This window comes from Streptococcus taoyuanensis, from assembly GCF_029589235.1.
Taxonomy (GTDB): domain Bacteria; phylum Bacillota; class Bacilli; order Lactobacillales; family Streptococcaceae; genus Streptococcus; species Streptococcus taoyuanensis.
Genome location: NZ_JARQVW010000001.1, coordinates 127135 through 147400, shown reverse-complemented (window position 1 = coordinate 147400; position 20266 = coordinate 127135). Strand labels below are relative to the sequence as shown.

Annotated in this window: 25 protein-coding genes; 22 read left to right on the top strand and 3 right to left on the bottom strand. The window is 42.1% G+C overall.

Going from position 1 to position 20266, the window contains the following annotated elements; genetic code table 11:
• The first annotated feature begins 20 nt into the window (after positions 1 to 20).
• From P5Y91_RS00685 to P5Y91_RS00630, 12 genes are all read left to right on the top strand, one after another.
• The gene (locus P5Y91_RS00685) at positions 21 to 452 is read left to right on the top strand and encodes a hypothetical protein (protein ID WP_277838726.1); all 432 of its coding nucleotides are present in this window, start codon (positions 21 to 23) and stop codon (positions 450 to 452) included.
• A gap of 26 nt (positions 453 to 478) precedes the next feature.
• The gene (locus P5Y91_RS00680) at positions 479 to 949 is read left to right on the top strand and encodes an 8-oxo-dGTP diphosphatase (RefSeq protein ID WP_277838725.1); all 471 of its coding nucleotides are present in this window, start codon (positions 479 to 481) and stop codon (positions 947 to 949) included.
• A gap of 291 nt (positions 950 to 1240) precedes the next feature.
• Positions 1241 to 1945, top strand: coding sequence for an ATP-binding cassette domain-containing protein (locus P5Y91_RS00675; RefSeq protein WP_277838724.1), 705 nt, complete (start codon positions 1241 to 1243; stop codon positions 1943 to 1945).
• A 3-nt stretch (positions 1946 to 1948) separates the two neighbouring features.
• The gene (locus P5Y91_RS00670) at positions 1949 to 3046 is read left to right on the top strand and encodes a hypothetical protein (RefSeq protein WP_277838723.1); all 1098 of its coding nucleotides are present in this window, start codon (positions 1949 to 1951) and stop codon (positions 3044 to 3046) included.
• An 84-nt stretch (positions 3047 to 3130) separates the two neighbouring features.
• On the top strand, positions 3131 to 3535 hold the full coding sequence (locus P5Y91_RS00665; protein ID WP_003016342.1) for a PaaI family thioesterase: 405 nt from the start codon (positions 3131 to 3133) through the stop codon (positions 3533 to 3535).
• A complete protein-coding gene (locus P5Y91_RS00660) occupies positions 3510 to 4262 on the top strand; it encodes an HAD family hydrolase (RefSeq protein WP_277838722.1) in 753 nt (250 codons plus the stop codon). Before P5Y91_RS00665 ends, P5Y91_RS00660 begins: the two co-directional genes overlap by 26 nt.
• A 128-nt stretch (positions 4263 to 4390) precedes the next feature.
• Complete coding sequence (locus tag P5Y91_RS00655; RefSeq protein ID WP_003016288.1) at positions 4391 to 4726, top strand: zinc ribbon domain-containing protein YjdM; 336 nt, start codon at positions 4391 to 4393, stop codon at positions 4724 to 4726.
• Between the two features lie 224 nt (positions 4727 to 4950).
• Complete coding sequence (locus P5Y91_RS00650; RefSeq protein WP_277838721.1) at positions 4951 to 5589, top strand: Pr6Pr family membrane protein; 639 nt, start codon at positions 4951 to 4953, stop codon at positions 5587 to 5589.
• A gap of 259 nt (positions 5590 to 5848) precedes the next feature.
• Positions 5849 to 6367: a bifunctional pyr operon transcriptional regulator/uracil phosphoribosyltransferase PyrR gene (pyrR, locus tag P5Y91_RS00645; protein ID WP_003001719.1), complete on the top strand. Its 519-nt coding sequence runs from the start codon at positions 5849 to 5851 to the stop codon at positions 6365 to 6367.
• A gap of 46 nt (positions 6368 to 6413) precedes the next feature.
• A complete protein-coding gene (locus tag P5Y91_RS00640; RefSeq protein WP_003001617.1) occupies positions 6414 to 7337 on the top strand; it encodes an aspartate carbamoyltransferase catalytic subunit in 924 nt (307 codons plus the stop codon).
• Between the two features lie 124 nt (positions 7338 to 7461).
• Complete coding sequence (locus P5Y91_RS00635) at positions 7462 to 8553, top strand: carbamoyl phosphate synthase small subunit (RefSeq protein WP_277838720.1); 1092 nt, start codon at positions 7462 to 7464, stop codon at positions 8551 to 8553.
• The gene (locus P5Y91_RS00630; protein ID WP_277838719.1) at positions 8550 to 10289 is read left to right on the top strand and encodes an ATP-binding protein; all 1740 of its coding nucleotides are present in this window, start codon (positions 8550 to 8552) and stop codon (positions 10287 to 10289) included. Before P5Y91_RS00635 ends, P5Y91_RS00630 begins: the two co-directional genes overlap by 4 nt.
• 37 nt (positions 10290 to 10326) lie before the next feature.
• Here P5Y91_RS00630 and pepT read toward each other — a convergent pair whose 3' ends face one another.
• Genes pepT through P5Y91_RS00615 form a run of 3 tightly spaced genes read right to left on the bottom strand, consistent with a single transcriptional unit; the run spans position 10327 to position 13123 of the window.
• Entirely contained in the window at positions 10327 to 11547 is a 1221-nt protein-coding gene (gene pepT, locus P5Y91_RS00625; protein ID WP_277838718.1) for a peptidase T, read from the bottom strand.
• Between the two features lie 2 nt (positions 11548 to 11549).
• Entirely contained in the window at positions 11550 to 12371 is an 822-nt protein-coding gene (locus P5Y91_RS00620; RefSeq protein ID WP_277838717.1) for a Cof-type HAD-IIB family hydrolase, read from the bottom strand.
• Positions 12368 to 13123, bottom strand: a complete 756-nt coding sequence (locus P5Y91_RS00615) for a LexA family transcriptional regulator (RefSeq protein WP_195487576.1) — start codon at positions 13121 to 13123, stop codon at positions 12368 to 12370. Before P5Y91_RS00615 ends, P5Y91_RS00620 begins: the two co-directional genes overlap by 4 nt.
• Positions 13124 to 13318: 195 nt before the next feature.
• Between P5Y91_RS00615 and P5Y91_RS00610 the strand changes: the two genes are divergently transcribed.
• The 10 genes from P5Y91_RS00610 to trmD all read left to right on the top strand — a co-directional run bounded on the left by P5Y91_RS00610 (position 13319) and on the right by trmD (position 20173).
• Entirely contained in the window at positions 13319 to 13756 is a 438-nt protein-coding gene (locus tag P5Y91_RS00610; protein ID WP_277838716.1) for a GNAT family N-acetyltransferase, read from the top strand.
• Between the two features lie 66 nt (positions 13757 to 13822).
• Entirely contained in the window at positions 13823 to 15649 is a 1827-nt protein-coding gene (lepA, locus tag P5Y91_RS00605) for a translation elongation factor 4 (protein ID WP_031577086.1), read from the top strand.
• A 155-nt stretch (positions 15650 to 15804) separates the two neighbouring features.
• Positions 15805 to 16449 carry a hypothetical protein gene (locus P5Y91_RS00600; RefSeq protein WP_277838715.1) on the top strand — a complete coding sequence of 215 codons (645 nt, stop codon included), beginning with the start codon at positions 15805 to 15807 and terminating at the stop codon, positions 16447 to 16449.
• A 231-nt stretch (positions 16450 to 16680) separates the two neighbouring features.
• Positions 16681 to 17175, top strand: a complete 495-nt coding sequence (locus tag P5Y91_RS00595) for a YkgJ family cysteine cluster protein (protein WP_003001664.1) — start codon at positions 16681 to 16683, stop codon at positions 17173 to 17175.
• Positions 17175 to 17864 carry a pyrimidine 5'-nucleotidase PynA gene (gene pynA, locus P5Y91_RS00590; RefSeq protein ID WP_277838714.1) on the top strand — a complete coding sequence of 230 codons (690 nt, stop codon included), beginning with the start codon at positions 17175 to 17177 and terminating at the stop codon, positions 17862 to 17864. Before P5Y91_RS00595 ends, pynA begins: the two co-directional genes overlap by 1 nt.
• A 123-nt stretch (positions 17865 to 17987) precedes the next feature.
• A complete protein-coding gene (rpsP, locus tag P5Y91_RS00585) occupies positions 17988 to 18260 on the top strand; it encodes a 30S ribosomal protein S16 (protein ID WP_003007475.1) in 273 nt (90 codons plus the stop codon).
• Between the two features lie 20 nt (positions 18261 to 18280).
• Positions 18281 to 18520 (top strand): RNA-binding protein KphA, encoded by a 240-nt coding sequence (kphA, locus tag P5Y91_RS00580; protein ID WP_003001620.1) that lies wholly within the window; start codon positions 18281 to 18283, stop codon positions 18518 to 18520.
• A 42-nt stretch (positions 18521 to 18562) separates the two neighbouring features.
• On the top strand, positions 18563 to 18895 hold the full coding sequence (locus P5Y91_RS00575) for a MazG nucleotide pyrophosphohydrolase domain-containing protein (protein WP_277838713.1): 333 nt from the start codon (positions 18563 to 18565) through the stop codon (positions 18893 to 18895).
• A gap of 53 nt (positions 18896 to 18948) precedes the next feature.
• Positions 18949 to 19467, top strand: a complete 519-nt coding sequence (gene rimM, locus P5Y91_RS00570; protein ID WP_014713408.1) for a ribosome maturation factor RimM — start codon at positions 18949 to 18951, stop codon at positions 19465 to 19467.
• Positions 19457 to 20173, top strand: a complete 717-nt coding sequence (trmD, locus tag P5Y91_RS00565; RefSeq protein ID WP_031573066.1) for a tRNA (guanosine(37)-N1)-methyltransferase TrmD — start codon at positions 19457 to 19459, stop codon at positions 20171 to 20173. Before rimM ends, trmD begins: the two co-directional genes overlap by 11 nt.
• The last annotated feature ends 93 nt before the right edge of the window (positions 20174 to 20266 follow it).

The following is a 20266-nucleotide window of genomic DNA, read 5'->3' as shown; positions in this document are numbered from 1 at the left end:
TTACGAAGGGGAGATCAAACATGAGAAAGTATCTGAACCTGTTTATGATCATGTATCTGATTTTGCTACTTTTTGTTTTTGTCAACTTCCTATTAAGATTGTTTGGCTACGCATTTACGCCACTTCTTTGGAATCCCTGGCTGTATCTAGGAGCTGTGACGGCTATTAGTCACATTTGGTATCGTTTCTATCGAAAACATACTCCAAATTGGAAGAACCTTGTTAGTGTTCTTTTGAGTCTCTTTGCTATGGTGATTCTGGTATTTTTCATTGAGTTGTTCTTTACCTTTGATGGCCATGGTCCGGTAACAATTCACTCGGAATATTCGTTAAAAGAGAAGACCATTGTCTTTGAGAGAGGCTTTCTTTTGGATATTTTTGATGAATACCATGAGCTGGTAAATCCCTTTGTGATGAAGAAAGAGATACAAAAGAAGGTTTATATTGATTAATTGTTAATATCATAGAAAGGAAATTTATGTCACGCGCAACATCTACTGTACTTACTAATCTTTGTTTGGTAGAAGATCCTAAGGATGGAAAAGTAGTCCTCCAATACCGCTCGCCAGAGCGTTACAAGAAATGGTCTGGCTATGCCTTTCCTGGAGGTCATATCGAGGAAGGTGAAAGTCTTGCAGAATCCGTCATTCGTGAAGTTTACGAAGAGACAGGACTGACAATTGCAGATCCAAAACTCGTCGCAGTCAAAGATTGGCCATTAGACGATGGAGGCCGCTATATTGTCTTTTGCTACAAGGCAACAAGATTCTCAGGCCAACTCAGATCATCTGAAGAAGGAGAAGTTTCTTGGGTTGAGAAAGACCAATTAGAAAAGTTGGATTTATCCTACGACATGCTTCCTTTGCTGGAAGTGATGGAAGACCCAGATTTGTCCGAGTACTATTATCGCAAATGGACAGATGACGGCTGGGAAAAATTAAGATTTTAAGCAAAGGGCTAGAGGGATCTAGCTTTTTTTGCTTGTAAGGTAAAAGAAGAAAGAATATTCTATTCGTGCTTGAATCTGCTCAGAAAAAGTACTATAGTATAAGCATAAAATACAATTGTAATCTTTCATACTGTGAATAGAAAGAAGGCAAGATATGAAATTACAATTTAGAATCCTGATAGGAATTTGCTTCTTGATCGGTGCCTTAGTCTTTGCCTTTAAAAAGGAATGGTTATACGCTTTGCTGTTGCTTTTGGTTGGGGCTTATTACCTATATAAAGGAGTACGTCGATGAAGAGTGAGTGTTTAAACATCAAGGGGCTAAATGTTTGGTATAAAAAAGACAAGCCCGTTATAAAAGACACGAATTTGCTTGTACCCAATCATTCTGTAGTAGGGTTGATTGGTCGAAATGGAGCTGGGAAGACAACCTTGCTAAAAGCTTTAAGTAGTGTTTTTGATCATCGGCAGTATGCAGTTGAGACTGTTACCATAGAAGACAAGGCAACCTCTTTTCATACGAATTTCTATAAGAGCCGTACCTATACAGTTTTTACTGAAAACAATAGTTTTTTAAACTGGGATTTTGTTCACTATTTTAATTTTGTCTGTCGTTTGTATCATCGAAAGAGAGATGAAACGTTATTGCAGGACCTGATCTCAGGCTTTCATTTTGAAGAATTTCTCAACATCGACATTGGTAGTTTGTCAACGGGAAATAAGAAGAAAGTCTTCTTGATCACAGCTTTTTATCTCAAAACTCCTCTCCTTATTTTGGACGAACCATTTGATGGCCTTGATTTTGATGCGACAGAATTTCTATATGGTTTGCTATTGCAGTATAAAGAAGAAGGCTCTATTCTGATGAGTTCGCATATCGCAGAGAGTATCGTTCGGGTGTGTGATACAGCTTATTCTATTGAAGATGGTCACCTAGACGCGATAGAATCGAATTTAGAAGATTGGTTTCGTGACGTCAATCGTCAGAGGGGGTAGAGCATGCTACTAGCTATTTTTAGAGATTTGGTATCCAAAAATCGGCTCTTCTTGTTCTTAACTTCCTTAGCCTTTGCTCTTTATTACCATCTTGTTGGGGCAAAATTTTCTACAAGCTTTCAAGTCTTGCTGATCAGTACGGCTATTGTTACTGCTCTATCAACCTTTCAATTACTGTATTCCTATTTTTCGATGGACAGGGTCCAAGCATACTACCAGCTTCCTTTGTCTCTCAATCGTTTTAAAGGGTCTTTTCTGACGGTAACCTTTCTTCTCAATTTACTAGAGCGCGTGCTGTTATTGATCCTCTTTTTAGGAGTCAGGTTAGACCTGCTACAATCCTTTAAGCTCGTCCTTCTTTCTTTACTGGTGATACTAAGTGTGTTTTATGTCTTTATCCAGTTCAATACCAGGCCAAGTCTTCTAGGAGGGGGTATCATTTTTGTAACGACTGTTCTCACAGTATCTTCTTTATGGGTCCAACAAGTGTCCTATATGATCTTACTTTCAGCCCTCGTTGCTGTCTTTATTTTTAAAAATGAGGACTTGATCGCGATTTCAAAAAATGATCAGCTGCTCGTTTCAAAGAGAAGAAGTGGAAATTATTTTTGGATTTCCTTGTTTCAAGAGCGCTATTTTTCCATCAATTTTATCTTTACTCTCATCTTCCTCCTTCTCATTCTGATACAGGATTATGAGGCTCCATTAAAAATCATCATCCTTTTAACGATTGCTTCTGTCAATACGCCATTAACCACTCTCATTTCCGCTGATAAAGATTTGATTGATCATGTTAAGTCACTTCCTAAGAGTCGGTTCTTTTACTTGATGTATTACCGTGTATTGCTGACTTATTTCTTAGCTGTGAATCTATTTGTTGCTCTATTATTAAAAATGGTGGTCATGCCTAATTTGGGGATTCTATTTTTACTAGGAGTCATGATTCTAGCAGTAGTGGAAGCTTTTTTGCACTTACTGATTGAAATCTATTTCCCTTTAAGAAAATGGAATTTAAAGAGGGAATGTTGGAAGCACCCAAGAAAATACATTGTGCCTAGTATCGTCTTCTTACTTAGTTGGAGTCTCCTTTTCTGCTTCTAAGGAATTGCCCCTTTGCTTGTATCTGCTTCTTAATTGTAGTATGATAGAGGAGTTGAAAAGATGCTAGAAAAGGTGGCAAGTAATATGAAAGATTTTCACTTTGATGCAATTGCTGCATTTGAAAATTACGAAATCGAAAAGATGAGAGATGGTCATGTAGTGGTGACAACCAAGGTCGTGGAATCATCTCTCAATTATTATGGAAATGCGCACGGAGGCTATCTCTTTACCCTGTGTGACCAAGTTAGTGGGTTGGTCGTGGTTTCTCAAGGGGTCGATGGGGTGACCTTGCAATCCTCGATCAATTACTTGAAAGCAGGGCGTCTGGGGGATGTCCTCACGATCCATGGCGAATGTGTCCACAGTGGACGGACGACTCGAGTAGTGGATGTCGATATTACCAATCAAGACGGGGCCAATGTCTGCAAGGCAACCTTTACGATGTTTGTTACGGGAGTGAGAGATGAATCCGCACAAGTACGCATTTAAAAACTATATTTTTGATTTTTATGGAACCTTGGTCGACATCGAAACCGATGAGTCGAGTCCCATTTTATGGGATACCATGGCTCAGATCTACCAATCCTACGGGGCAAGCTATACAGGAGAAGTCTTGCGACTGCGTTATAAAGAGTTGGTGCAACAAGCCGAAGAAGACTTGGCTAAGGAAAAACAAGTTGCCTACCCAGAGATTGATCTGACGGTCATTTTTGTGCAATTGTATTTAGAAGGTCATCCAAGCGGGAATAGTGTTTCCCACCTCAAAGAGTGGGGACGTTTGATTGCGCGGACTTTCCGTGTCCTTTCTCGCAAACGGTTGGAGCTTTATCCTCACACGAAAGAAGTATTAGAGGATATGAAAGCCGCAGGTTGCCGAATCTTTCTCTTATCCAATGCCCAAGCAGTTTTTACCAATCCGGAGATTGATTTGGTTGGCTTGAGAGAACTTTTCCATGCCATTTACTTGTCGTCTGATGCAGGTATTCGAAAACCTCAGCCAGATTTTCTCTTGGAAGTGATGAAAGAACACCAGTTGAACCCTGAGAAAACGGTCATGGTGGGGAATGACTTTACAACAGATGTCGCTGTTGCCCAAAGTATCGGGATGGAGAGTATCTTGATCAATACCTTCCCGTACTCTGATGCTGAACTGCGCGAGAAGAATCAAGCAGGTGTGCGGGTGATTCGAGATATTCAAGAATTGCAGGAAGATTGAGAAATATCATCGATGTAGGGAGGCCAAGTCGCCTCTTTTTTTCATGAAAATGCTACAGTCGAGCAGGATTTGTCAAATTTTCGCTTTCATGGTATACTATGAAAGTTAATTTGAATAAGGAGATAAAAATGAATAACTTACCAAACTGTCCAAAATGTAACTCTGAATATGTCTATGAAGATGGAGCGCTCTTGGTGTGCCCAGAGTGTGCCTATGAATGGAACCCAGCTGAGGTCGAAGAAGAAGAGGGTGTCGTAGCGATTGATGCCAACGGAAACAAATTGGCTGATGGCGATACGGTGACCTTGATCAAAGATTTGAAAGTGAAGGGTGCACCGAAAGATTTGAAACAAGGAACGCGCGTGAAAAACATCCGTATCGTGGAAGGAGACCACAACATCGATTGTAAGATTGATGGCTTTGGTGCAATGAAACTCAAATCAGAATTTGTGAAGAAGATTTAAAGAACAGTACACAAATTAATAGAGTTGTTTAAGTTTATAATGGAACTTTCCGCTGTGAGAAAAGTACTTGAAACAGTATTGTTTCAAGTACTCGGGAGTTTTGAAACTTTAGGTTCAAAACTAAGTCATGGAACTTCGTAGAAGTTCGCTGACGTCCGTCCTCACTTAAGGAAAGTTCCTGATTAAACTAAAGGGCCTAGCCCATTTTCTTTCAGGAGAATACTATGAAATCCAAACTATTATTTAGCTATCGTTTTCTATTGCTTATTTTGAGTGTACTTGGCGTTTATCTACAACTGACCAAGCATGGTGGTTTTGGCATGATGCTCTATTACACCATTTTATCCAACATGTTGGTCATGTTCTTTATGGGAGACATGGTTTGGCGCATGGTTCGAGGTCGTTCGACCCAGACTCAGGGCTACCTTCGTATGAAAGGCGCAGTTACCATGTCCATTATGATCACCTGTGTCATCTACCACTTTATGTTGGCGCCTCTTGCGACGCCAGAGAAGTTTTATCGTTTGGAAAACTTCCTTTGTCATTACATCGTTCCTTTGATGTTCTTCTTTGATACCCTAGTGATTGATAAAGCCAAGCAATATCGTAAGTTCGATCCCTTCCTTTGGACCTCGATTCCCCTGGCTTACATGCTCTTTGCCCTTCTCAATGGGTTAGTCTTGAAGTGGCTGATTCCAGGTGCAAAAGATAGTCCCTTTGCCTATTTCTTTATCAATGTTACTAAATACGGCTGGGCCTTTGTGGGCAAATGGGTGGTGATCATTTTTATCGCCTACCTCTTAGCTGGCTATGTGCTCTATGGGATCAAAAATATCAAGCGGAAATCGGATGTTTCTGAGTAAAAGCCGAACATTATTCAGACGAAAAGTCATGTTTTTAAATTTTTTTGAAAAAAGTTGAGTTTTTTCTTGCATGTCATTTGAAACTGTGATATAGTTATCTCAATTAAATAAATCCTTTAATCCTGTCCCGTGAGGCAGGCAAGGAGACTGTGAAAAACAATGGCTAGGACCATAGGGCGAGACTCTATCCTCTTAGACCATCCATTTGCTGAACCTCCTTGAAAAAGGAGGTTTTTCTTTTACAACTAAGGAGGACTGAATGAAAACCAAAGAAGTCGTTGATGATTTGACGATGAAACGGGCCATTACCCGAATCACCTACGAAATCATTGAACGAAACAAAGATTTAAGCCAGATTGTGCTGGTGGGGATCAAGACGCGTGGTGTTTACATCGCTCGCCGGATCCAAGAACGCCTCTCTCAGCTGGAACAAATCGATGTCCCTGTAGCAGAACTAGATACCAAGCCTTTCCGAGATGACATGAAGGCGACAGAAGATACGACGGTCTTACCAGTTGATATCGCTCATAGAGAAGTCATTTTGATCGATGATGTCCTCTATACAGGTCGCACGATACGCGCTGCCATTGACAACCTGGTCAGTCACGGTCGTCCTGCTCGAGTAAGTCTTGCGGTTCTAGTCGACCGTGGGCATCGGGAGTTGCCGATTCGTCCGGACTTTGTTGGGAAAAATATCCCGACAAGTAAGTCAGAGGAAATCATTGTCGAGATGGTGGAGCTAGACGGTCAAGACCGCGTCCTCATCAAAGAAGCTTAAACAAATTATAAACTATTTGCATTCACATTATAAAAGGAGAATCAACATGTCTGAAAATCAAATCGCTCTTAAAAACCTTGTCTCAATGGAAACTCTTACCAATGAAGAAGTAATGGCATTGATCAAACGTGGGATTGAGTTCAAAAACGGAGCTAAAGCATCCTACGAAGACCAACACATCATCTCAAACCTTTTCTTTGAACCTTCAACTCGTACCCACAAAGCCTTTGAAGTGGCAGAGTTGAAATTGGGATGTGATCTCCTTGACTTTGATGTGAAGACAAGTTCTGTGAACAAAGGGGAAACACTTTACGATACCATCTTGACCATGTCAGCTCTTGGAGTAGATGTCTGTGTCATCCGTCACCCTGAAGTGGACTACTACAAAGAATTGGTTGAAAGCCCAACGATCACAGCCTCTATCGTCAATGGTGGGGACGGTTCAGGTCAACACCCAAGCCAAAGCTTGCTTGATTTGATGACCATTTACCAAGAATTCGGTCACTTTGATGGCTTGAAAGTTTGTATCGCTGGGGACTTGGATCATTCACGTGTGGCAAAATCAAATATGCAAATCTTGAAACGTTTGGGAGCAACCCTTTACTTTGCAGGTCCAGACGAATGGAGAAGTGCGGAATTTGAAGACTATGGAAGTTTCGTCACTATCGATGAAGTCATTGAAGAAGTAGATGTGATGATGTTCTTGCGTGTGCAACACGAACGTCATGATTACGAATCACTCTTCTCTAAAGAAAACTACCACCGTCTTCATGGTTTGACTCAAGAACGTTATGACCGTATGAAAGATACAGCGATCCTGATGCACCCAGCACCAGTCAACCGTGACGTTGAAATTGCGGACCACTTGGTAGAAGCTCCTAAATCACGTATCGTAGAACAAATGACCAACGGTGTCTTTGTTCGTATGGCCATCATTGAAGCCGTCCTTAAAGGTCGCGGTGCAAAATAAGATAACTGAAAATTCATTGAAAGGAAAGAAAGAGGACAGAGTAGAGAGCTACATGGAATCTGACTTTCCTTTTTTTGAGGAACTATGATAAAATTGGATTAGTGTAAAAGAAGGGAGGGGTTCGATGAAACGATTATTGGTCCTAGAGGATGGGACTGTATTTGAAGGAGAAGCCTTTGGTGCAGACTTATATGTGACTGGTGAATTGGTCTTTACGACAGCCATGACAGGCTATCAAGAATTGATCACGGATCAGGCTTTTAGTGGCCAGATCCTCTCCTTTACCTTTCCAGTTATTGGCGCAGCAGGGATCAATCGGGATGATTCTGAATCGATTACGCCGACATGTTTGGCGGTAGTCGTTCAGCATCTGGTGGAGATGCCGAGCAATTGGCGGCAGCAGATGACCTTGGATGAATTCTTGAAGCGAAAAAAAATCCCTGGTATTGTAGGGATTGATACGAGACAGGTGGCAAAAATTGTCCGCAAGTATGGACGGATGAAGGCAACGGTCATTAACAAGGGGGATTCGATCGAGCATATTTTGGATCAGTTGCGAGCGACAGTCCTTCCCAAAGACCAAGTGCGTCAAGTCTCGACAAAAACGGCCTATGCTGTACCGGGTTTTGGTAAGAGTATTGCCTTGATCGATCTAGGGGTCAAACACTCTGTCTTACGCCAGCTGAGTCAAAGGGACTGTAATGTCACGGTCTATCCCTATGACATCTCTTATGATGAACTGATGGAACAGCAGCCCGATGGCGTTATTTTATCCAGTGGGCCTGGAGATCCCCATCAGGTGAAAAAACTCTGTCGCTTGATCCAAAAAATCAATGGTCAAATTCCGATCTGGGGCATGGGCTTGGGAGCACAGGTACTAGCTCAAGCTTATGGAGCGGAGCTAGCTCCCATGGAAGTTGGACACTTCGGATTAAATATTCCTGTTCGTGAAATTGCGACAGGAAAAATTGAGATGACTAGTCAAAATCACTTGTATAGTATCGCACGCGATAGCCTACCCCATGATTTATTGGTCACGCATGAAAACGTCAATGACCATAGTATTGAAGCTTTTCGCCATCGTTACCAACCGATTTTTGGGGTTCAATTCCAAGTGGATGCTAGTCCAGGCCCAAGGGAAAATCTCTATTTTTATGATGAATTTTTAGAGTTGATTGATGCCAAAATTCACGAAAGTAGAAGGGAGAAGGAATGATGAAACAAAACCAGAAATTGCTTCTCCTATGTGGAGATTCTTATCAGGATATTAGCCTCTTGGCTGCGGTACAGGAAACACAAAAACTGAATGCCAAGGATGGGAATGCTCTTGTCCTATACCTGGGCGAAGAAAATGCTTTTACACAAGAAGCTGCAGATCAGGTTGTAGTCTGTAAGCTCAAGCTGGATGCTCTTAAGACGACTCTTCTTTCCTATACTGGATCTCGCTTGCTCTTAGCCTTTGCGGATAAACAGATTTTGAATCTCTTGTTTCGTTTGGAAGAAACTGGATTTTTCAAAGACGCATCGATTAGGATTATTGGACCGAGCCTCCAACGCTACCGGACCTTTTATCAGCAGGCGGATCAACGACGCCTCTTTCAAGAGCTGGGCTATCAGGTACCCGCTTCCGCACTGGTTGGTTCAGTTCGAGAAGCCATCGAGTTTTCTGAAGGCATTCAATTTCCCATTATGATCTGGCCGGTAGCGAGTAAGCAAGGGCAGGGGCGAAAGATTGCTCATAACCTGGATGATCTGTGCGAAGCAGTGGAAACGGGACTTTCAGTCTCTCCAAGTCAGCAGTGTTTGCTAGAGTTTTCGACCTATGGCTTTAAGGAATTGGATTTTGTCGTCATGCGCGATCGCGAAGACAATCACTACCTGGCGGCCTCTATTGAAAGTATTGATCCTGTCGGGATCCACTCTAGTGACTCTTATCAATTTATGCCAGCTGTCACCCTGACAGACCGGGAGTTTCAAAATCTTCGTGAAGCAGCGATCCACATCAGTCGCTATTTGAAGCTGACAGGAGCCATTTCGATCAAGTTTGCTTTGGATCCGACGAGCTATGCTTTTTATATCCTAGAAGTTAATCCATTTGCTTCAGACAGTATCTCAATGGCCTCTATGGGCTTGGGCTATTCCTTGTTTGAGCAAGGAGTACAGTTGCAATTAGGGCGGTCTCTCGAGCATTTGCCTCATCCCCTATTAAAAGATCTAAAGGCTGTTTACGAACCGAGTTTGGACTATATCTTCTTTAAGATCCCGATTTTTTCTGATGCTGCTAAAAATGCCCGTCTCAATACCCAAATTCACTCTTATGGGGCAGTTTATGGATTTGGGAAGAGAATCGATGAAGCTTATCAACAAGCCCTAGAAACCATTAAAGATAAGAACTTGCTGACCATCCTTCCTGAGGAAATGAGCGATGATGAATTAATCCAGAAAATTGCTCGTCATATGCCACACCGGCTCTTCTATATCTTAGAAGCTTTGAAACGTGGTTTTGAGTTTGAGGAACTCTTGGATTTGAGTAAATTAGCACCTGTTTATTTGCAGGTCTTGGCCAATCTAGTGGAGTTAGATAAAGGAATAGAGGCTGAGACAAGTCCAGCCTTTCTTCCGGTTGAGCCATCAGCTGGCTTATATGAGGTCAAAGCGGGAGCAGCCTATTATCTGACCCAAAACGGAACCAATGAATCATTGAGTTTGGATGCTGCTTGTGTCTTGGTGGATGATCTAGAAATCCGTGATGAGCATTTTTACCAAAAGGTGCGAAAGCAGACGAAAGAGCTGATAGAAAAAGGACAACAGGTGATCTTACTCACGAATCGTCCTTTTACAGAATCTTTGGCAGATAAAGTCTACTATCTTCCGATCAATGAGACAAGCCTTCACCTGATTCAGAAAATTGATCAGGTCAAAGATATTGTCAAGCTTTCTAATAGACAATAAAGGATCCGGACAATCAATCCGAATCCTTTTTTGTTTCTTATTTTTTGGTCACAATACCGATAATGGTATCAACGGCGCGTTCCATGGTTTGGAGGCTAACGTATTCAAAGCGACCATGCATGTTTTCGCCACCGGCAAAGATATTTGGTGTTGGAATCCCCATAAATGAAATTTTAGATCCATCTGTACCACCACGGATCGGTTCAATGATTGGAGTGATTCCAAGATCTTCCATGACTTCCTTAGCAAGGGTAATCGGCGTCATATCTTTTTCAATCACTTGCTTCATGTTGTAGTACTGGTCTTTGAGGGTGAGGAGAACGCGTTCGCTACCGAGTTCCGCATTCATCTGATCAGCAATAGATTGCATAAGGTCTTTGCGTTTCTCAAAGCTTTCAGTTTCAAAGTCCCGAATGATGTAGCTGGCACTTGCTTCCTCGACAGTTCCATCGATGTTCATCAAGTGGTAGAAGCCTTCATAGCCTTCAGTTAATTCTGGACGTGCTCCTTCAGGGAGTTTGTTATGAAAATCAATGGCCAATTGAAGAGCGTTGATCATTTGACCTTTGGCTGTACCTGGGTGGACATTGCGTCCTTTGAAGGTGATTTCAGCTCCAGCTGCTGAGAAGGTTTCGTATTGAAGCTCTCCAAGAGGACCACCATCGACAGTATAGGCAAAGTCTACGTTAAAATCCTCTGCATCAAATTGATCTGCCCCGACTCCAATTTCTTCATCTGGACCAAAGCCGACACGGATTTCTCCGTGTTTGATTTCAGGATGAGCTGTCAGGTATTCAATAGCTGTCATGATTTCAGCGATACCTGACTTATCGTCTGCACCCAGAAGAGTAGTACCATCCGTCGTGATCAAGGTTTGTCCCTTGTAGTTGTTCAAATGAGCAAAATCAGCTGGATCGAGTGTGAAACCAGAGTCACCAAGGGTAATGACACCCCCATCATAATTCTCAACAATTTGTGGATTGACATTTTCGGCATTGAAGTCAGCGGTATCCATGTGAGAGATAAATCCAATCTTGCGTGTAAAGCTTGGATCATTAGCTGGAAGTGTTCCAATAGCATAGCCGTTTGGTAAATAGTAGACGTTTTGAAGACCCACGCGTTTCATTTCAGGGATCAAGACGTTTGTTGCAAAATCAACTTGTGATTGGGTGCTTGGAGTGGTTGTAGAATTTTCGTCTGAGCGTGTGTTAACTTTTACATAGGTAATAAAACGGTCCAACAAATTTTGGTATTTCATGATCATTCTCCTTTTTCAGTTTCAATTAATTTGTGAATAGCATGGGCCACGCCATCCTCATCATTGGTCAGGGTGATGAAGTCTGCGATTTCCTTGACAGCAGCATTGCCATTTCCCATAGCGACGCTGTAGCCAGCAAAACGTAGCATTTCAAGGTCATTATTGGCATCTCCAAGAGCCATGACCTGGTCTCTCCTGTAACCTAATGTTTGACTTAATGCTTGAAGAGCAGAAGCCTTGCTGGCACCTTTTGGCAGAATTTCAAACAAGATATCCTGTGAACGTACAGTGTTAAAATCGGACTCTAATGCAGCCTCGTGCTGAGCTTGGAAGTCATCAATAGCAGAAGGAGCTCCTACGTACATGGCTTGAAAAATAGGAACAAGGTCAGGCAGATCTTCTTCTGAGACAGGTGTCGGTTTACTATTAACAATGCCCGCATCCATCGTGACAAGTTCACTGGCTTCAGGTGCAACCACTAGGTAGTGATCCATATCAAATAAGGTTAGCTGAACGTCTGTATCTTCCGTCAAAACTTGCAACCGGTGCATGTCCTCAAGGCTCAATTCTTCCTTGCCAATGATTTCCCAATTCTGAGTAGACAAGGTTGTACACCCGTTATTGATAATCATATAGTAGTTACCATCAGGTAGTCCAATCTCTTCAAAGATAGGACGTACACCCGCTAAAGGGCGCCCAGTACAGATCACAATGTCATAGCCGGCTTTATGGGCCCGGTGAAGAGCTTCAATATTGCCTTTAGAGAGAGTCTTATCCTCATGCAAAAGAGTTCCGTCCAAGTCAATCGCAATTAATTTAATCATTTGATTTCCTCCAAATCAAGAGGCACAAAGCCATCAATCACTTTTCCAATCACACCAGGTTCCTCATCTAGTGGAATGATTTGATCACTATATTTCTTATTGAGGGAAACCAGTCGAATACCGTTGGCCTCACGAAAGACACGTTTGATCAAGGTCTGTCCATCAAAATCAATGGCATAAATAGCCCCTGCCTGATCATAATAGGTTTGCTTGATTAACACAACGGCCCCTTTTTCGTATTTAGGCTCGAGGGAATCCGTATGAATCCAAAAAGCCAAATCGTAAGGAATCTTTTGATCAAACCACACGATATCAGCTTGCTTCTTATTTTGGTATGCTGCAAAAGAATCATAGACAGAATAAGAGTGGTATTGCTTTTCAATCTTCTGTCTTTCTTTTTGATGGGTCAAGAGACTTTTTCCATAAGAGAGAAGATTTTCTTGATTTCCTTCATCGAGCTGTTTATATAATCGTTCAATCTCTGAATCAATGACTACAAAATCATTGCGCAATCGAGGGTCAATATCAGCAACTGCTACCTGGAAAAAGGCTGCAATCTTCTCTAAATTTTCGGGAACGGGAAGAGAAGTTCCTTTTACATATCCAGTCAGGGTACTTGCAGGGATTCCAGTAATACGAGATAATTCGATCTGCTTTTTCCCTTGTTCTTTCAGTAATTCTCTAATCTTTTCCGATATAATCCGTAATGCCTCTTTGTCTTGAGGGCTTGCTTTTCCACGACCTCTGGCCAACGTACTCACCTCCTTGTATTTACCCTTACTATTATAATGAATTAAATCGAAAAAGTAAATAGAAATCCCTGAGAAATGCGAAAAAAGATGAATTTGATCTAAATCGGATTTTCATTTTGAATTTTATCAGATATTCCTTTACTTTTTGAGGAAAATGATCTAAGATAATACCATAGGGTTCATGGAGGTGAAGGTATGATTCGTACTGTTCAAGTCAAAGATGCAGGTCAAATTAGAGATTTATGTCACCAAGCATTGGGGTATGATTCGACCCTGGAGAAAGTGGCAGCTCAGATTGATAAATTTAATTCGCCAGATTCGGGTCACTTTTGCTTTGTTTATGAAGAGGACCAAACAGGACGTATTCTTGGTTATGTGGAAGCGGAAGTTTATGAAAGTCTCTATAGTGACGCTGGTCTAAATGTTTTGGGACTTGCTGTTTTCCCTTCTGCTCAAGGACGTGGGATCGGTCGCCAATTGATGGAGCGAGTTGAAGAACTTGCCAAAAGCAAGCATTATGCTTTTATCCGTTTAAATTCTGCCTCTCATCGTAAAGAAGCGCATGTCTTTTATGAACGGATTGGATATGAGGGAAATAAAACGCAAAAGCGATTTTTGAAAATAATGAATTAAGATAGGCAAAGGCCTATCTTTTTTGTTATAATGAAGAGTACGATTAAATTTACTAGGAAGATGATTATGCCAAATTTTGAAGAATTAAAAAAACGACAAGAGAAGATTCGGAACTTCTCGATCATCGCCCATATTGACCACGGAAAGTCAACCTTGGCCGATCGAATCTTAGAAAAAACCGAAACCGTGTCTAGTCGCGAGATGCAAGCCCAACTCCTAGATAGCATGGACCTGGAACGGGAACGTGGGATTACTATTAAGCTGAACGCCATCGAATTGAACTACACGGCTAAAGATGGGGAAACCTATATCTTCCACTTGATTGACACACCAGGACACGTGGACTTTACCTATGAGGTTTCGCGGTCGCTTGCTGCCTGTGAAGGTGCCATTCTCGTAGTGGATGCCGCTCAAGGGATTGAAGCCCAGACTCTAGCCAACGTTTACCTGGCGCTGGACAATGATTTGGAAATCCTGCCAGTCATTAATAAGATTGACTTGCCAGCTGCAGATCCAGAACGTGTGCGCACAGAAGTAGAAGATGTCATCGGCTTGGATGCTAGTGAAGCTGTCCTAGCCTCTGCCAAAGCTGGTATTGGGATTGAAGAGATTTTGGAGCAGATCGTTGAGAAAGTTCCAGCACCGACTGGGGATGTTGAAGCCCCTCTTCAAGCCTTGATCTTTGACTCTGTTTATGATGCCTATCGTGGGGTAATTCTTCAGGTCCGTGTGGTCAATGGAATGGTTAAACCAGGCGATAAGATCCAACTCATGAGCAATGGTAAGACCTTTGATGTCACAGAAGTTGGGATCTTTACTCCTAAAGCAGTTGGACGTGATTTCCTTGCAACTGGAGACGTCGGCTATATTGCGGCTTCTATCAAAACCGTTGCGGACACCCGCGTCGGGGATACGGTGACCCTAGCTTCCAATCCGGCAAGTGAGCCACTACATGGATACAAGCAAATGAATCCAATGGTCTTTGCCGGTCTTTACCCAATCGAATCTAACAAATACAATGATCTTCGTGAAGCCTTGGAAAAATTGCAATTGAATGACGCCAGTCTTCAATTTGAACCGGAAACTTCTCAGGCCCTCGGTTTTGGTTTCCGTTGTGGTTTCTTGGGTCTCCTTCATATGGACGTTATCCAGGAGCGCTTGGAGCGTGAGTTCAACATTGACTTGATCATGACAGCACCGTCTGTTATCTACAAGGTCAATTTGACAGATGGAGAAGCACTGGATGTCTCAAACCCTTCTGAGTTTCCAGATCCAACCAAGATCGCATCGATCGAAGAACCGTATGTCAAAGCACAAATCATGGTGCCACAAGAGTTTGTCGGGGCTGTGATGGAACTGGCCCAACGCAAACGTGGGGATTTTGTGACCATGGATTACATCGATGAAAATCGGGTGAATGTCATCTATCAAATTCCCCTGGCAGAAATTGTCTTTGATTTTTTTGATAAATTGAAATCTTCTACTCGTGGCTATGCGAGCTTTGACTATGAGTTGTCTGAATACCGTCCATCTAAATTGGTTAAAATGGATATCCTTCTCAATGGCGATACCGTCGATGCCCTCAGCTTTATCGTTCACAAGGACTTTGCCTATGAGCGTGGTAAGTTGATTGTTGAGAAACTCAAGAAGATTATCCCTCGTCAACAGTTTGAAGTGCCTATCCAAGCAGCCATCGGTCATAAGATCGTGGCCCGTACAGATATCAAGGCCCTTCGTAAGAACGTCTTGGCCAAGTGTTATGGTGGGGACGTCTCACGGAAACGCAAGCTTCTTGAAAAACAAAAAGCTGGTAAGAAACGGATGAAGGCCATCGGATCTGTAGAAGTACCACAGGAAGCCTTCTTATCTGTCTTGTCAATGGATGAAGAATAACATTTAAAGTGCCTCAAAAGGGCACTTTTTGTTTTAGGCTTGAAAAAAATGAACTGAAATAGAAAGGTTCCATCAGATGTGACACTTATCCTATTTTAAAATACCCACTTTCATGGTAGACTAGAGGAAAGAAAACGTTCTCAAGGAGGTTGAGCATGAAACGTAAATTATTGGTCACATCATTGACGATTCTTTCTGCCTGCACATTAATGGCTTGTAGTCACACTACTCAAAAGGACACAGCAGCTTCTTCTACAAAAGAAAGTAGCAGCAAAGTCGAAAAGCAAACAAGCAGCTCTTCGTCAAAGGATACTTCTTCTACAAAGAAAAACACTTCCAGTCAAGAAACCAAGCGAATTGGTAATGCAGATTATGGATACATCGATATTCCAAGTAAATGGTTCAAGTTCACGGATATCGATGGGACAGAAGCTGTCCAATATACAGATGGCAGTGGCTATAATATTGTCACCTTGAACAGCTTTACGCGGGAAAAGGCCAAAGTTCCTGCGGATATCGAGTTTAATGCTGGATTTCTAGCCAAGAAACTGGCCGTAATGTGGCAAGATAATCAGGATGTTGGGAAGATGACGGGAGCGCGGACTAAAGTCGCAGGTCTGGACGCCTACCAGCTTCAAATTGTCATGAAATCTGGTCAATACCTGATTACCTGGATCTTCCAGAAGGGTGAAAAAGTTTATACCATTTCTTTTGAAGGGGATGCAGAAACCTTGAAAACCTTTATCCCATACATTGAAAACACTTGGAGCCTAGATGGAACAGGTGCCGTGACCGATTAATCAAGAGGAAGGTTGGCTTAAACTATCCAGTCTTCGATATTTGATAAGAATAACAGTATGACGCAGTGGTTGATTGGTATCTTTGTTCGCTTTTTAAGCTCCAAAGATAGCCTAATCAACTGTGCGGGGGTGGGAAAACGAACTCTCCTTATTAGTCGAAGTTCTGTCCCACTCCCTTTTTCACGGTCTTTGTGGTATAATGCTTCTATTGTTTAGAAGAGGAAATAGAGGATGACACAGGAAATTGATATTGAAAAATACCATCAGTTAGCTCTCCAAAAGCAAAAGGAGCACCGCAAGGTATTGGCAAATCTCAAGAAGAAGCCACCTAAGAATTTAGATAAAATAGCGCAAGAAATCCACGATGAAGTTTTCCAAGAAATCGATTGTACGGCTTGTGCCAATTGCTGCAAAACCTTAGGGCCCGATTTTAAGGAAGCCGATATCACACGGATCGCCAAATATTTCAAGATGAAGCTTCCTGCCTTTGAGGCTGAATTTCTTCAAGTTGACGAAGATGGGGACAAGGTTTTTAAATCCATGCCTTGCCCCTTTCTTGGTGGGGACAATCTCTGTTCCATCTATGATGTTCGACCAAAAGCTTGTCGGGAATTCCCTCACACCGATCGCAAGAAGATTTATCAGATCAACCATCTGACCATCAAGAATACCCTCACTTGCCCGGCAGCTTATTTATTTGTAGAAAAATTGAAGGATCGTTTGTAATGGCATATAGATTTTTACTTTTTGATTTGGACCATACCTTGTTGGACTTTGAATCTGCTGAAGAAACAGCCTTGACTCAGATGTTAGAAGACATGAATTTTCCAGATGTACAGGCCTTTAAGGATTACTACAAACCCATGAACCAAGGTCTCTGGAAGGATTTGGAGCAAAAGAAGTTGACCAAGCAAGAGCTAGTGGATAGTCGGTTTGCTATTGGGTTTGCCCACTTTGGAATCACAGTTGATGGAGCTGAGATAGCTCTTCGCTACCAAGATTACATCAGTCTTCAAGGGCAGTCTTTCCACGGTGCGGAGGAATTACTGGCTCGACTTGAAAAAGCGGGTTACCAGCTCTATGGTGCAACGAACGGAGTGACAGCCATTCAAGAAGGACGCTTGGCTCATTCTACAATCGCACCTTATTTCAAAGAGGTCTTTATCTCTGAGCAGCTTCATACTCAGAAACCTGAACCTGCATTTTTTGAAAAAGTTGGCCAACTGATTCCAGGGTTCAGCAAGGAAGAGACCCTTATGATCGGAGATTCTTTGACGGCGGATATCACAGGAGGAAATGCTGCGGGGATTGATACTGTCTGGTATAATCCTGATCACAAGGCAAATACCAGCCAAGCAGTGCCGACTTATACCGTTAGCAACTATCAAGAAATCGCCGATCTACTGATAAAATAAAAAAATTTAAATACTGTCAAGTTTTTTTCTTGACAGGTCTATAAAATGTGTTATAATAGATCATGTGCTAAATAGCTTGTCTATTTCACCGAAAATTAAAATATAGAAAAGAGACTTATAAAAATGGCAGTTAAAATTCGTTTGACTCGTATGGGTTCTAAGAAAAAACCTTACTACCGTATCAACGTAGCAGATTCACGTTCACCACGTGATGGACGTTTCATCGAAACAGTTGGAACTTACAATCCACTTGTTGAAGAAAACCAAGTAACTTTGAAAGAAGATCGCGTTCTTGCATGGTTGGCTGACGGAGCTCAACCTTCAGATACAGTTCGCAACATCCTTTCAAAAGCTGGTGTGATGAAGAAATTCCACGATTCTAAATTCTCAAAATAATTTTTTAAGTAGGTTGATGTATGGATACGATTGAAAATCTCATTATTGCAATTGTGAAACCCTTGATTTCACAACCGGATGCTTTAACCATCAAGATCGAAGATACTCCTGAATTTTTGGAGTACCATCTTGACCTTGATCCTAGCGATGTTGGTCGTGTAATCGGTCGAAAAGGTCGCACCATTTCTGCGATAAGAACGATTGTCTACTCTGTCCCAACTGAAGATAAAAAAGTAAGAATCGTTATTGACGAAAAATAAAAGGCGGGACTCTGTCCCGTTTTTTTGTTACAAGGAGAAGCTATGAAAGAAGTGACCATTCGGCAATTACAAGCCTATTTAAAAGAACATTACAAAGACAGTCGTACGGAAGAAGGTCTGTTTATCAAGCTCGTCGAAGAGGTTGGGGAAGTTGCCGAGGTCTTAAATGGTCGTTCTGGACGAAAAGAAGGGGTTAAGGACTCAAATGAGGAATTGTCCAAAGAACTGGCTGATATCATTCACTATACAGTCGCTATCGCAGCTATCAATGACATCGACCTCACTAAAACCATCTTTAAAAAGGATAAAACAGCAGCTGTCAAATACCAGCACGAGAAGGATTTGGAGCAGTTTCTAGCAGAAAAGAGCATTTGAGAAAATCCCTTGAACGTGATAAAATAGAGTGAATAAACTACACTGGAGAAATCATGAATTATTTTAACGTTGGGAAAATTGTCAATACCCAAGGCTTACAAGGTGAGATGCGGGTCTTGTCTGTGACAGACTTTGCGGAAGAGCGCTTTAAAAAAGGAGCAGAGTTGGCTCTCTTTGATGAAAAGGATCGTTTTGTCCAAACGGTAACCATTGCTAGTCACCGCAAGCACAAGAACTTTGATATCATCAAGTTTAAGGATATGTACCATATCAATGCCATCGAGAAATTCAAAGGCTTTAGCCTCAAGGTTGCGGAAGAAGACTTGACGGATTTGGAGGATGGCGAGTTTTATTACCATGAGATCATCGGCCTTGATGTTTACGAAAATGACCAGCTGATCGGTCAAATCAAGGAAATCCTGCAACCAGGTGCCAATGATGTCTGGGTCGTGAAACGCAAAGGAAAACGTGACCTTCTCCTGCCTTATATCCCACCAGTGGTCCTCAATATTGATATTCCAGGAAATCGAGTGGATGTGGATATCTTAGAAGGGTTAGACGATGAAGATTGATATTTTAACCCTCTTTCCAGAGATGTTTTCGCCTTTGGAGCATTCGATTGTCGGAAAGGCGCGTGAAAAGGGACTCCTTGAGATCAACTACCATAATTTCCGTGAAAATGCTGAGAAGGCGCGGCATGTGGATGATGAGCCCTATGGTGGCGGCCAAGGCATGCTCTTACGTGCTCAGCCCATCTTCGACGCCTTTGATGCGATTGAGAAAAAGAATCCGCGCGTGATCTTACTTGATCCAGCAGGTCGGACCTTTGATCAATCTTACGCAGAAGAATTAGCTCAAGAAGATGAATTGATCTTTATCTGCGGTCACTATGAGGGCTACGATGAGCGGATCAAAACCTTAGTAACGGATGAGATTTCACTGGGGGATTATGTCCTGACAGGTGGGGAACTTGCTGCCATGACCATGATTGATGCGACAGTCCGCTTGATTCCAGAAGTGATCGGCAAAGAGTCCAGCCACCAGGATGACAGTTTCTCTTCTGGCCTTCTAGAATACCCTCAATACACACGGCCTTATGAATACAGAGGAATGACGGTTCCTGATGTCCTCATGAGTGGCCACCATGAAAAAATCCGTCAATGGCGCCTCTATCAGAGTTTGAAAAAGACCTTGGAGCGTCGCCCTGACCTGCTAGAAAACTACGAATTGACAGCAGAAGAAGTGAAGATGTTGGAACAAATTAAACAAGAAGACTAACAGCGTCAACTGTTTTTCTTTTGCCCCAAAATTTTATGAAAAAAACTTTTTAAACCTACTAGTTATTGGTAACAAAATGTGGTATGCTAGGGG